This is a genomic window from Veillonella sp. LMAG:90, from assembly GCF_008679445.1.
In the GTDB taxonomy this organism is placed as follows: domain Bacteria; phylum Bacillota; class Negativicutes; order Veillonellales; family Veillonellaceae; genus Veillonella_A.
Genome location: NZ_NAND01000001.1, coordinates 168,615 through 181,495, shown reverse-complemented (window position 1 = coordinate 181,495; position 12,881 = coordinate 168,615). Strand labels below are relative to the sequence as shown.

12 protein-coding genes are annotated in these 12,881 nt (G+C 45.7%); all 12 read left to right on the top strand.

Annotated features, from left to right (window positions below; translation table 11 throughout):
• The first annotated feature begins 65 nt into the window (after window positions 1-65).
• The 12 genes from trpD to CCC71_RS00765 all read left to right on the top strand — a co-directional run bounded on the left by trpD (window position 66) and on the right by CCC71_RS00765 (window position 12,832).
• Complete coding sequence (gene trpD, locus CCC71_RS00820; RefSeq protein ID WP_295243606.1) at window positions 66-1,079, top strand: anthranilate phosphoribosyltransferase; 1,014 nt, start codon at window positions 66-68, stop codon at window positions 1,077-1,079.
• A complete protein-coding gene (gene trpCF / locus CCC71_RS00815; RefSeq protein ID WP_021842130.1) occupies window positions 1,079-2,506 on the top strand; it encodes a bifunctional indole-3-glycerol-phosphate synthase TrpC/phosphoribosylanthranilate isomerase TrpF in 1,428 nt (475 codons plus the stop codon). The genes trpD and trpCF overlap by 1 nt, the downstream gene beginning before the upstream one ends.
• Before the next feature lie 27 nt (window positions 2,507-2,533).
• The gene (gene trpB / locus CCC71_RS00810) at window positions 2,534-3,730 is read left to right on the top strand and encodes a tryptophan synthase subunit beta (protein WP_295269080.1); all 1,197 of its coding nucleotides are present in this window, start codon (window positions 2,534-2,536) and stop codon (window positions 3,728-3,730) included.
• Complete coding sequence (gene trpA / locus CCC71_RS00805; RefSeq protein ID WP_021842132.1) at window positions 3,723-4,523, top strand: tryptophan synthase subunit alpha; 801 nt, start codon at window positions 3,723-3,725, stop codon at window positions 4,521-4,523. Before trpB ends, trpA begins: the two co-directional genes overlap by 8 nt.
• A gap of 310 nt (window positions 4,524-4,833) precedes the next feature.
• Window positions 4,834-5,787: a hypothetical protein gene (locus CCC71_RS00800; RefSeq protein WP_021842133.1), complete on the top strand. Its 954-nt coding sequence runs from the start codon at window positions 4,834-4,836 to the stop codon at window positions 5,785-5,787.
• Between the two features lie 108 nt (window positions 5,788-5,895).
• Window positions 5,896-7,146 (top strand): Nramp family divalent metal transporter, encoded by a 1,251-nt coding sequence (locus tag CCC71_RS00795; protein WP_021842134.1) that lies wholly within the window; start codon window positions 5,896-5,898, stop codon window positions 7,144-7,146.
• Window positions 7,147-7,420: 274 nt separating this feature from the next.
• Window positions 7,421-8,020: a hypothetical protein gene (locus CCC71_RS00790; RefSeq protein ID WP_021842325.1), complete on the top strand. Its 600-nt coding sequence runs from the start codon at window positions 7,421-7,423 to the stop codon at window positions 8,018-8,020.
• Complete coding sequence (locus CCC71_RS00785; RefSeq protein WP_021842324.1) at window positions 7,998-8,762, top strand: YaaA family protein; 765 nt, start codon at window positions 7,998-8,000, stop codon at window positions 8,760-8,762. Before CCC71_RS00790 ends, CCC71_RS00785 begins: the two co-directional genes overlap by 23 nt.
• A 78-nt stretch (window positions 8,763-8,840) precedes the next feature.
• Window positions 8,841-9,959: a [FeFe] hydrogenase H-cluster radical SAM maturase HydE gene (gene hydE / locus CCC71_RS00780; RefSeq protein WP_156704679.1), complete on the top strand. Its 1,119-nt coding sequence runs from the start codon at window positions 8,841-8,843 to the stop codon at window positions 9,957-9,959.
• A 275-nt stretch (window positions 9,960-10,234) separates the two neighbouring features.
• A complete protein-coding gene (locus CCC71_RS00775; RefSeq protein WP_021842322.1) occupies window positions 10,235-11,023 on the top strand; it encodes a DUF3100 domain-containing protein in 789 nt (262 codons plus the stop codon).
• Window positions 11,023-11,502 (top strand): hypothetical protein, encoded by a 480-nt coding sequence (locus CCC71_RS00770; RefSeq protein WP_021842321.1) that lies wholly within the window; start codon window positions 11,023-11,025, stop codon window positions 11,500-11,502. The genes CCC71_RS00775 and CCC71_RS00770 overlap by 1 nt, the downstream gene beginning before the upstream one ends.
• A gap of 1 nt (window position 11,503) precedes the next feature.
• Complete coding sequence (locus CCC71_RS00765) at window positions 11,504-12,832, top strand: amidohydrolase (protein ID WP_021842320.1); 1,329 nt, start codon at window positions 11,504-11,506, stop codon at window positions 12,830-12,832.
• The last annotated feature ends 49 nt before the right edge of the window (window positions 12,833-12,881 follow it).

The window sequence follows — 12,881 nt, the reverse complement described above, 5'->3', positions numbered from 1 at the left end:
GAAATATTGAGAACTGAGAGTATTGACAAATAAGAGAGGGCAAGGCCCGAGAGGAGCTAATCATGATAATTAAAACGGCGATTGAAACAGTGGTAGACGGTAAGGATTTGACTTACGATATGGCTTTGGGAGCCATGCGTGAGATTATGAACGGTGAAGCCAATGAGGCTCAAATCGGTGCTTTGTTGGGGGCACTTCGCCTTAAGGGGGAAACCATCGATGAGATTACCGGTTTCGCTCAAGGCATGCGTGAAAAAGCCATGCCCGTAAAGCACGCTAAGGATGTATTTGAAATCGTCGGTACCGGTGGTGATAAGGCGAATACGTTTAATATTTCCACCACCGCAGGCTTTGTAATCGCTGCCGGCGGTATTCCGGTCGCTAAGTACGGGAATCGCAGTGTATCCAGTAAATGTGGCGCCGCTGATTGCTTGGAAGCCTTAGGGGTTAATTTAAATGTACCGGGACCGGCCAATCAGGATGTGCTTAATAAAGTGGGCATGTGCTTTATGTTTGCCCCACTCTATCATAGCTCCATGAAATACGCCATGCCGGTGCGCAAGGCTTTAGGAATTCGCACCGTGTTTAATGTGCTCGGACCTTTGACGAATCCCGCCGGTGCGACCATGCAGCTCATGGGCGTATATGCGAAGGAATTAGTGGAACCGATGGCTCAGGTATTAGCTAATCTGGGGGTTAAACGAGGCGCCGTAGTTCACGGTTTTGACGGTCTCGATGAAATTACCGCTTGTGATAAGACCTATGTTTGCGAAATTAATGATGGCAAGTTAACCAGCTATGTGCTGGATCCTGCTGAATTCGGCCTTGCCTATGCCAAACCGGCTGAACTCGTAGGCGGTGACGGGCCGGTTAATGCGGAAATTACCCGCTCCGTATTGAATGGTGAAAACGGCTCCCGTCGTAATGCGGTTCTTCTTAATGCAGGCATGAGTTTCCATTTGGCAGAAGAAGATACTACGTTAGCTGAAGGTATTGCTAAGGCTGCGCGGCTTATCGATGAAGGCAAGGCCCTGGCGGTGCTGGAAGATTTAATCGCCGCTACCAATGAGGTGGCTTAATGATTCTTGATACGATTGTAGCAGCCACTAAAGCGCGGGTGGCCAAGTTAAAAGAAAGTGTGCCTTTGGAGCTGATCAAGGCCAAAGCAGAGGTTATAGCACGAGCCGAACTGGCAAAACAGGGCGGACAATTCCCCTTTGCTTTTGAAAAAGCGCTGCGGGCGGGCTCGATGAATTTTATCTGCGAGGTGAAAAAAGCCTCGCCATCGAAAGGCGTTATTGCGGAAGATTTCCCTTATTTGGCGATTGCCGAGGATTATGAAAAGGCCGGTGCCGCCGCTATATCGGTATTGACGGAATCGGAGTTTTTCCAAGGGGCCGATACATACCTCACAGAGATTGCCAAGGCAGTACAGATTCCGGTGCTGCGCAAAGATTTTACCATCGACAGCTATCAGATATATGAGGCCAAAGTAATCGGTGCCTCCGCCATTTTATTGATTTGTGCGATTCTATCGGAAGAAGAATTAAAGAATTTTCATGGATTGGCAAACAGTTTAGGCTTGGCCTGTTTGGTTGAGGCCCATTCGGAAGAAGAAATAGCTAAAGCTCTTAATATAGGGGCACGGGTTATCGGCGTAAATAATCGCGATTTGCGTGATTTTACGGTAGATATTAATCACAGTTTGAAGCTTAGAAAGCTGGTGCCTGATTCGGTTATATTTGTATCGGAAAGCGGTCTTAATACGGCCTCTGATATAGAAGCCCTCCGTGAAAACGGTATCGGCGCCGCCCTTATCGGGGAGCGTTTTATGAGAGTGGCCGATAAGGGAAAAGCGATTGCCGAACTCTACGGCAAAGTACCACCGGTGAAAGCAAAAATATGCGGCTTGAAACGGCCGGAAGATATTGCCTTAATCAATGCGTTGCCCCATGAATTAAGACCGGAGTATATAGGTTTCGTATTTGCTCCCAGCAAACGGCAGGTGACTTGTATTGAGGCTAAAACCTTGGCGGCCCATTTGGTGCCGACAGTAAAAAAAGCAGGTATCTTTGTTAACGAGTCATTAGAAGTTATGGCGAAGCTGGCCATAGCCGTGCCCCTTGATGTGATTCAGCTTTGCGGCGATGAAACGGAAGAAGATATTGCGGCGTTACGTCAATTGACGAAGGCGGCCATTTGGAAAGCCGTTCCGGTGAAATCAGCCGCCGATGTAGCGCGATGGCGTGACAGTTCAGCCGATTTGATTCTATTTGATACGTTTGTAAAGGGCGAACGGGGCGGATCCGGTCAAAGCTTTGACTGGTCGCTTTTAAGAGATTTTACGAAGCCCTTTATGTTGGCCGGCGGTTTAAATATTACCAATGTAGCTCGAGCGATGTGCATTGCCAAACCTTATGGTGTTGATGTGAGCAGTGGTGTAGAGACTGACGGCGTTAAAGATGAACGAAAAGTAGAAGACTTTTTGAAAATAGTAAAACAATAAAAGAGAAAGATTGGAGAGGTGAGTTTTGTGAGTGAAGTACAACGCAAGGGCCGCTATGGTGAGCATGGCGGGCAATATATTCCGGAGATTTTGATGAACGCTGTCCTTGAAGTAGAAGCAGCGTATGAGAAATATAAAAATGACCCCGATTTCGTGGCCGAATTGGAAGAACTACAGGTGAATTACACGGGCCGTCCGTCGATTTTGTACTATGCCAAGCATATGTCGGAAGATTTGGGCGGCGCCAAAATTTATTTGAAACGTGAAGATTTAAATCATACCGGCTCCCATAAGATTAACAATGTATTGGGACAGGTTTTGTTGGCCAAACGAATGGGTAAAAAACGTATCATTGCTGAGACCGGCGCCGGTCAACATGGTGTTGCGGCCGCTACGGCAGCGGCACTTCTCGGCATGGAATGCGAGATTTTCATGGGTAAAGAAGACATGGAACGTCAGGCCCTTAATGTGTATCGCATGGAATTATTAGGCGCGAAGGTACATCCCGTAACGTCAGGGACTATGACCTTAAAAGACGCAGTCAGTGAAACGCTTCGTGAATGGACTCGCCGGGTGGATGATACCTATTATGCCATGGGGTCAGCCGTAGGTCCGCATCCGTTCCCCATGATTGTGCGTGATTTCCAAAGCATTATCAGTAAAGAAGCGCGGGAACAAATTTTGGACGCTGAAGGCAAGTTGCCAAGCATGGTGCTCGCCTGTGTCGGTGGTGGCAGCAATGCTATCGGCATGTTCTACCATTTTATTCCGGATGAAGGGGTTCAGTTGGTAGGTTGTGAAGCGGCGGGCCTCGGCATCGAAACGAAAGAACATGCGGCTACGTTGGCAAAAGGAACACCGGGGATTTTCCACGGCATGCGTTCCTATTTCGTGCAAAACGAATACGGCCAAATTGCACCGGTATACTCTATCTCGGCCGGTCTTGATTATCCGGGTATCGGACCGGAACATTCGTACTTACACGATACGGGTCGAGCTACTTACGTTCCGATTACCGATGAAGAAGCGGTAACGGCCTTTGAATATTTATCGCGCACCGAAGGCATTATTCCGGCTATTGAAAGTGCCCATGCCGTAGCTCATGCTATGAAGGTGGCACCGACAATGGGTCGTGATGAATCGATTATTATTTGTATTTCCGGTCGCGGTGATAAGGATGTAGCGGCTATGGCGCGATACAGGGGGTATGACATCAATGAATAAGGTACAACAAGACAGTTATGCAATAGAACAAGCTTTTGCCAAGGGTAAAGCATTTATCGGATTTTTGACTGCCGGCGACCCTAATTTGGAAGCCACGGCCCGTTATATTAAGGTTATGGCTGATGCGGGCGCCGATTTAGTGGAAATCGGCATTCCCTTCTCCGATCCGGTAGCCGAAGGGGAAGTCATTCAGCGCGCCTCCCAAAGAGCGCTAAAAAGCGGAGCTCTTACGGATGCCATTTTTGCCATGGTTCAAAAAGTCCGTGAGACCGTTACGATTCCGTTGGTGTTCATGACCTATTTGAACCCGGTTTATGTATATGGCGCGGAAAAATTCTTTGCCCGCTGCCAAGCGCTTAACATTCGCGGCATCATCGTACCGGACATGCCTTACGAAGAAAAAGGTGAAATTGAAGATGTGGCGGCTGCGGCGGGGGTTACCGTGATTTCCTTAATCGCTCCAACTTCAGAACAGCGTATCGAACGCATTGCATCTGATGCAAAAGGTTTTGTTTACTGCGTATCTTCCTTAGGGGTGACGGGCGTGCGCAAGGAAATTACTACCGATATCGCAGGCTTAGTGCAAACGATTAAAAAATATACCGACGTGCCGGTAGCTATCGGTTTCGGTATTGCCGAACCGGAACAGGCGAAAGCAATGGCGGCCGTTTCGGACGGGGCTATCGTAGGTTCGGCTATTGTAAAAATCATTGAAGCCCATGGTGATGCGGCTGATGAAGCATTAGGGGAATACGTAAGATCTATGAAAACGGCGGTTGTGAGCGCCGAATAAACTGAAAAATTGTAAGGGACAACAGTTGAATAGATAAAAACGGCTTTTTACTTAAACACTAGTATGTTGGGTAAAAAGCCGTTTTTTCATGAAATTCCGAAATGAATTTTGTATAGTGCTGTTAGGACCATATTTGCTTGAAATGAGAGGATTTTTTGAAAAAGTTAGGGCTATGTTTGCTTGAAACAGGCGAAGTTTTTGGAAAGCGGCGAATAACTTTAATTAATTTTGATAATGACTTTCAATGATAGCAAAGTTCGTAAAAACATGGTATAATATTGATGAATTTAAGAAAATAAGGAGATTGACCATGAATTGGAAAAAAGCTTTATTAGTAGCCGGTTTATGTACCGTTTGTACTGTAGGTATCAGTCAGGCTGATAATCGCCTGGCCGATGTGAAACCGTCGGATTGGGCGTATCAGGCGTTAATGACGCTCGAAAAGCATGGGGCACTTACTGATACTAAAGGTTTAAATTTGGGAACTCAAGTATATACGCGTTATGAATTGACACCACTGGTGGCTGATATTGTGGAACGTCGTGAGACAATGAATGATACGGATAAAAATATTGCCATTCGCTTGTACAGTGAATTCCGTGAGGATTTGATGCAATATAACCGGGATCAGGAAATTCGCGAAGGTAAACGCGGCGAAGATGCTATTTCGCAAGGACAACAGCCGGCATTAACCCGTGAAGAAATTGCGGAAAAAATGAAGCATTTTGAAGTGGACAGCAGCAAGGTGCAAACTGGTGGCGACGTGCGCCTTCGTTTTGACAATCGCGGCCGCAGTGATGCCAGGGCTCGTGTAGGTGTGGTCATTTCGAGCAGCGGTGTGGCAGCGCCGGATGCTTTGTATGATAAAGTAGGCAAACAGGCGATTGCTCAGGCTGATGAAGAAGCAGCTAAATCGCGTGAAAAATTTCAGGAAAATCGTGCACGCATAGAAGCGGAAGAAAAAGCAGAACAGGCTAAACAGGATAAAGCGGCCGCTAAGGCTCAGGCTAAAGCCGATAAAGAAGCGGCTAAGGCCAAGGCTAAAGCTGATAAAGCAGCCGCGAAAGCACAGGCTAAAGCAGACAAAGAAGCTGCCCGGGATCAAGGCAAATCCGGCAATAAAGAGACAGGCGCGCAGGCTCAGCCCGGTCCGGTAGTTCAGGGAGCCGCTCAAGCTGATGCGGCTAACGATGGCGGAGCCAATGCCGATGCTAAACCGGTAAATCCAAATAGTGCTGCTGAAAGTGCATCTGCCGCACAATAGTGTTTGGACTGTGACAGGAAGGGGACCCTTGCTGAAATCCAAGCCGTAATTATGAGTGTATGTGAATCGGTGTCGTTGGATTATAAAAGATAGGAAATGGTGAAGGGTATGTTGTCACGTATTAAAGAAAAACTAAATACGGTCCACAAACAGGGAGTTTCGGAAGTTTTCCGATACATTGGACCGGGGATTATAGTAACGGTCGGCTTTATCGACCCGGGGAACTGGGCTGCCAACTTAGCGGCCGGAGCCCAATTCGGTTACAGTTTGTTATGGGTTGTTACCCTTTCAACGATTATGCTCATCTTGTTGCAACATAATGTGGCCCATTTGGGCATTGTAACCGGTCGTTGTTTGTCGGAATGTGCCTATGAGACATTGCCCCGTTGGTTGTCCCGTACTTTGTTGAGTACGGCAGGGTTGGCAGCTGCGGCTACGGCACTAGCCGAGTTTATCGGGGCGGCCATAGCTTTAAAAATGCTGTTCGGCATTCCCCTTTTTATCGGATCTATTTTGACGGCCATTGTGTGTACCGTCATGCTGTTGACAAATTCGTACAGTAAGCTTGAAAAAGTTATTGCCGGCTTTGTATCGCTCATTGCGTTAGCCTATTTGGCAGAGCTTTCCATGGTTGATGTAGATTGGGCTGCATCAGGACTCGGTTGGGTGAATCCGACATTGCCGAATGAATCGATGCTCGTTATCTTGAGTATTTTAGGGGCCGTTATTATGCCTCATAATTTATTTCTTCATTCGGAAATTATTCAGAGCCGTGAGTTCAATAAAAAAGATCCGGAAATTATGAAGAAACGCTTGCGTTATGAGTTCTTGGATACTATTCTTTCCATGGGGATTGGCTGGGCCATCAATTCCGCCATGATTATTCTGGCGGCCGCTACGTTCTTTGCGCAAGGCGTAATGGTAGAAGAGTTAGAACAGGCTCAGGAATTGTTGGTACCTTTAATCGGGCCGTCGGCAGGGGTTATTTTTGCCATCGCCTTACTCTTTGCGGGGCTTGCTTCGTCGGCTACGGCCGGTATGGCGGGAGCCAGTATTTTTGCGGGGATGTTTGGTGAATCCTATGATATGAAGGATTTGCACAGTCGCATCGGGCTCGCACTTACTTATATTCCGGCGCTCGTGCTCATTTTATTCATTCAAGACTCGTTTAAAGCACTCCTCGTTTCACAAATGTTCCTCAGTTTGCAATTGCCGTTTACCATTTTCTTGCAGCTCTACTTGACCGGTTCGGCCAAGGTTATGGGGGTATACAAAAACAAACCGTCTACGGCGGTTATGTTGTGGCTTATCGGGCTTGTGGTGACGGGGATGAATATTTATCTCTTATTTGAAGCGTAATCGTTTATATTTGAAGCCTAATCGTTTACTGCAGATTGACCGCGTGTATGCATGACGCGTCAATGTAACAGTCAATATTGGTTATACTAAGGACTTTCGCAAATTCTGCGGAAGTCCTTTTGATTTTTGACGAAATATAATGAAAAACATATTATATGGTATTGTCCATGGGGGATATAGAATATTTTAGGTAAAAATGCTATAATTATATGGTTAGAATTAGAAAGAAGCTTGACTGTTTCGATTTAGTGTATTGATGTAGGAGGATCGCGTAATGGCAGAAGTTAAACATTCCGATTATGAAGAAGTTGTAGAAGATGTAGCGGTTCAGTTGTCAGCACAGTTGAAAACGGCCGAATCAGGCTCCGTTATAGATATGTTTTTGAGTGATACCTTAGATCCGGCAGAACAATTCTTGTTCTACGGCGCTTTGGAACAGGCTCTTTTGGAGTACCGCAAAGGTCATAACCAAAAGACTGTATTTATTCGTTTGCAGCCGGAAGGCCTGGCTACTACGGAACCAGTTTCGACGCCGGCTAATGCCTTGTTAGATCGTATTATATTGCACCGCATGGACGAGTTTATGCACGATAAATTATTCATTGAAGAGATTTTCTACAATGGTGAACATATGGTATATTCCGGCATGGATTTAAAAAATCGCCATGTTGTGATTTTGACTGACGGTATTGATGAAGGTTCGCCATATTTGAATGAAGCAATTCATATGTGTAAGGAAATGAAAGCCAAGTATGTTGTAGGCTTGCCAATGATGATTTGGAGTAAAGACTTGCAGGCGCAGTTAGTAGCCGAAGACGAAGCTATGCATGAAGAGGCAGGTATGAGTAAGCATGAAAATACTCCTGTCTCCTAGTAAAACGAAAACCTTGCAGGGCAAGGCTACAGCACCGGTTTTTGCTAAAGCCTTAACCGAAGCCATTGTGGCCCATATGCAAACTTTATCGGCGGAGGCCATCATGAAGGCTCTTAAAGTTAAGGAAGATATGGCGGCTGACTTGGTCGAGTTTTATCAAAACTATGAAACGGCGCCGGAAGGGGCTGCCGCACTCAGCTATTCGGGCCTTGCCTTTAAAAATTTGGCTTGGCAGGATTTGTCTGAAAAAGCACAGGCCTTCGGTAATGACCATGTATGTATTTTATCCGCTTTGTATGGCGTAGTAACGCCGCAGAGTCCGGTTACCGATTATCGGCTCGATTTGGTAGACCGGATTTTTGCCAAAAACGTGATAACCGAGCCGGTAGCTGAAGATCTCCTTAAAGACGCCAAATCACTTTATGATTGCTGGACCGGCAAGGTAACGGCCTATTTTCAAAAGGAAGATTGGCTCTTGAACTTGGCATCCAAGGAATATTCAAAATTAGTGACTCATCCGCATATAGTGACGGTTGAGTTTTTAGAATTAAAACAGGGCGTGTGGAAGCAGCTCAGCACCTCGTCAAAACAGATGCGCGGCCGCCTCGCCCATTATATGATTGCTCATGAATTAACCGAATGGACCGATTTGCCCGCTGAATTGGATGGTTTTGTAAAAGATACGGACCTGCCGGCTACGCTGACAGAGCCGCTTACCGTGGCCTATCGTCGTTCGCAATGAAGACGGTGAAGCCAGCGGATTCACTGATGGGGGCCTATCGTCGTTCGGAATAAATGGAGGAATATGACAGTTCAAAAAATGACAGTACAAGATATACTTAAGAAAGATTTGGTCGGCAATGACACGTTGACCGTCGATGAGTTGCGCTTTTTGATGAGCGTCACCGACGAAGATGATTTGCAGGCTATTTATAAAAAGGCCTATGAAGTTAAGGCTAAATATGTAGATAAGATGGCGTATTATCGCGGTTTGATTGAATTCTCCAATCGCTGTGTGAAAAACTGCGAATATTGCGGCATTCGTCGTGAGAACGATAAAACGGAACGCTTTGATATGAAGCGCGAAGATATTATTAAAATGGCGCAGTGGGCCTATGACCATGAGTACGGCTCCATTACCTTGCAGTCTGGCGAGCGCAGTGATGCGGCCTTCGTGGACTATGTAGTAGACTTAATTCGTGAAATTAAATCTATCGGCGACGGCTCCTTGGGGATTACCATGTGTGTCGGTGAGCAGACTGAAGAAAGTTATCGCCGCATGGTGGAAGCGGGTGCCAGTCGTTACTTGCTTCGTATTGAAACAAGTAATCCGGAATTATATAAGAAAATCCACCCGAATGATGAACTCCATTCTTTTGAAACGCGCGTTAACTGTTTAAAGAGTCTTCGCAAAGTGGGCTTCCAGGTGGGCACCGGGGTTATGATCGGTCTTCCTCATCAGACGGAAGAAGATTTGGTGAATGATATTCTCTTCTACCGTGATATGGATATCGACATGATCGGTATGGGACCATATGTGGTACATCATGACACCCCACTCGGTCAAGAAGCATTGGCCATGGGGATTGATGATGAAGCGGGTAAAAAACGTCGTATTCAGCTGGGGCTCAAGATGATTGCGTTGACCCGCTTATTCTTAAAAGACGTTAATATCGCGGCTACCACAGCCCTACAGGCCCTCGATAAATTGGGACGTGAAAAAGGTCTTGCGGCCGGCGCCAATATTTTGATGCCGATTATTACGATTCCGGAACACCGTGCCAAGTACTTACTCTACGATAACAAACCTTGCGTAGACGATAATGCCGATAAATGTAAGGATTGCTTGACTCGCCGCGTTATGTCCATCGGTGATATGGTTGGCTGGAAACAAAACGGCGACTCTAAGCATTACGGTAAACGTACGGGCTTATTTTAAATTATTAATAAGAATTTTATAAAATCCCGATTGTCATAGAAAACATAAGGGAGAATTGTAAAATTGATAATTATATATTTAAAAAATAAATAAATAGTTAAAACAGGTAATAATGCGTGCATTATTACCTGTTTTTATTTTTAGACTTATCAAGAACTATTACAAATTTATCAAGTACCATTACAAAATAATATAAGTCAAAATATGATTTATAGCGTATAATTGGTGTGTGTGGTTTTTATATGTATTTTTGTTTTCTTCTGGAGGACAAGGTTATGGGATTATTAAAAAACTGGAAGATTCATCTGCTGTGTTTGCTGATTACGTTGGTGGCGGAGGGGATAGGCATCCAAAAATTCGGCATTGTTGTATTTTTGCCACTGTTATATTCTTTGGTAATCGGTCTTGTTATTTCAATTCCTAAACTTAAGATTGTTACGGAAGAGCAAATGGTAGCAGCTACTGATTATCTGAATATTTCAATTATGATTTTGATGACCAAGATTGGTCTTGGCATCGGGCCTAATTTGCATATCATAATGAATTCCGGTTGGGCTTTGATTTTACAAGAGTTGGGTCACTTCTTCGGAACCATTGTTCTCGGTTTGCCAATCGCCCTCTTAGTGGGTATGCGTCGTGAAGCGGTAGGGGCTTGTTACTCCATTGACCGTGAAGCCAATGTGGCGATTATTATTGACCGCTACGGATTCCATTCACCGGAAGGTCGCGGCGTTATGGGCATGTACATTTGCGGTACTTTATTTGGTGCTATGTGGATTTCCGTATTGGCCGGCATGATTGCTCAACTAGGCTGGTTCCATCCGATAGCCCTCGCTATGGGTGCCGGTATCGGTAGTGCCAGTATGATGGCGGCTGCCACCGGATCCATCGTGGCAGTACATCCTGAATTTGAACGTGAAATTATGGCCATGGCAGGGGCTGCCAACTTATTAACCAGTGTTGTGGGCGTATACTTCAGTTTATTTGTATCGTTGCCGATTATGGAACGCTTATACGGCTTCTGTGCCCGTGTATTACGTCATGATTCTGAGGAGGTGCGCTAATGAGTACGGAAAAAACTATGACCTTACAGGAAAAAATAATTCAATTCTTGGTAGTTGTTATTATAGCGGCTGTGATTACAGCGGCCGGTAATATTTTAGACGGTAAGCATGCCTTCGGACCGAGTTTGGTAGGCTGTTTTGTATTGGCCGGTATCGCTTTTGCCGGTGCCGTGCTTTCGTATTTGCCGGGATTTAAAAAATTACCGATGGTATTCTGGGTTTCTATTTTAGGCGTTATTTTATCGATTCCGGGCGTACCGGGTAGTGACTGGATTACCAAACAAGCGGCTCAGGTTACCTTCTTAGCCACAACAACACCGGTATTGGCGTATGCCGGTTTGTCCTTGGGCAAGGATTTAGGCGCTTTTAAACAATTGTCGTGGCGTATTGTTCCGGTTGCCTTAGCCGTTGCGGCAGGGACCTTCGTTTGTGCCGCTTTAGTAGCACAAGTAGTTTTATATTGGGAGGGCGTAATTTAACATGAGTGGATTAACTAAAATAGAAGTAAAAGAACGAGTCTGTGCAGCCATTGAGAAGGCGATGCCAAGATTAATGGAAATTGCCGAAACTATTATGGCAGCTCCTGAATTGGGCTATAAAGAAAATAAAACAACGGCCTTTGTACAGCAGTTGTTTACAGAGTTAAATATTCCGTTTACGACCGGCCATGCTTTGACCGGGGTGAAGGGCCGTTTAAAAGGTAAAAGCGATGCTTATCGCGTTGCCATGATTGGTGAATTGGATGCCATCATTTGCCCTAAACATCCGCGCGCCGATGAAGTGACCGGTGCGGCTCATTGTTGCGGCCATAATGTACAGATTGCCAATATGTTGGCCGTGGCCATCGGTTTGCAGGCCGAAGGTGTTTTGCCGGAGTTAAACGGTGAAGTTGTTATTTTTGCCGTACCGGCTGAAGAATATGTAGAAATTGACTATCGCAATAAATTGCGCGAAGAAGGCAAAATTAAGTATTTAGGCGGCAAGCAGCAGCTTATCTATGAAGGCGCTTTTGACGATATTGATATGGCTATGCAAATGCATGTGGAAACAGCGCACACCGAAGGCGGTGAAATGGGCTTGGGCTCTACATCGAATGGCTTTATCGGTAAGTTGATTAATTATCACGGTAAAGCGGCTCATGCAGCCGGCGCCCCTCACGAAGGTGTCAATGCATTGCAAGCCGCTATGATGGGGGTTATGGGAGTCAATGCCATTCGTGATACCTTCAAAGAAAGCGACTATGTGCGGTTCCATCCGATTATTAACAGTGGCGGCAGCTTAGTAAATGTAGTGCCTGATTATGTGGCTATGGAAAGCTATGTGCGGGCGGCCAATGTAGAGGCCATGATAGCGGCTAATAAACGCGTTAATCGCGCTCTCAAGGCCGGTGCCGATGCAGTGGGTGCAACTTGCGAAATCAACGATTTACCGGGCTATTTGCCGATGCGTAATGATGCCATTATGAATGAGTTTTTAAAAGAAAATTCCATTCCATTATTTGGCGAGGCTAATGTAATTCAAGGCGAACACATGGCCGGTAGTACGGATATGGGCGATGTAGCGCATATTATACCGGTTATTCATCCGTGGGTTGGCTGTATTGAAGGCGTTCTTCACGGTGCCAATTACAAGATTTCCATTCCTGAAGTAGCCTATACCAAAACTGCGCAAGCTTTGGCCATGACCATTGTTGACTTGCTATATGGCGACGGTGAAGGGGCTAAGAAAGTGCAGGATAATTACAAACCTGTATTCACTAAGGACGAGTACATTAAATTAATGGACAGCATTAGTGAAGGTGAAAAATAATTATTAATATTTAAAACGAGCGAGAGCGACGAACTGTTAAGTCCGTCGC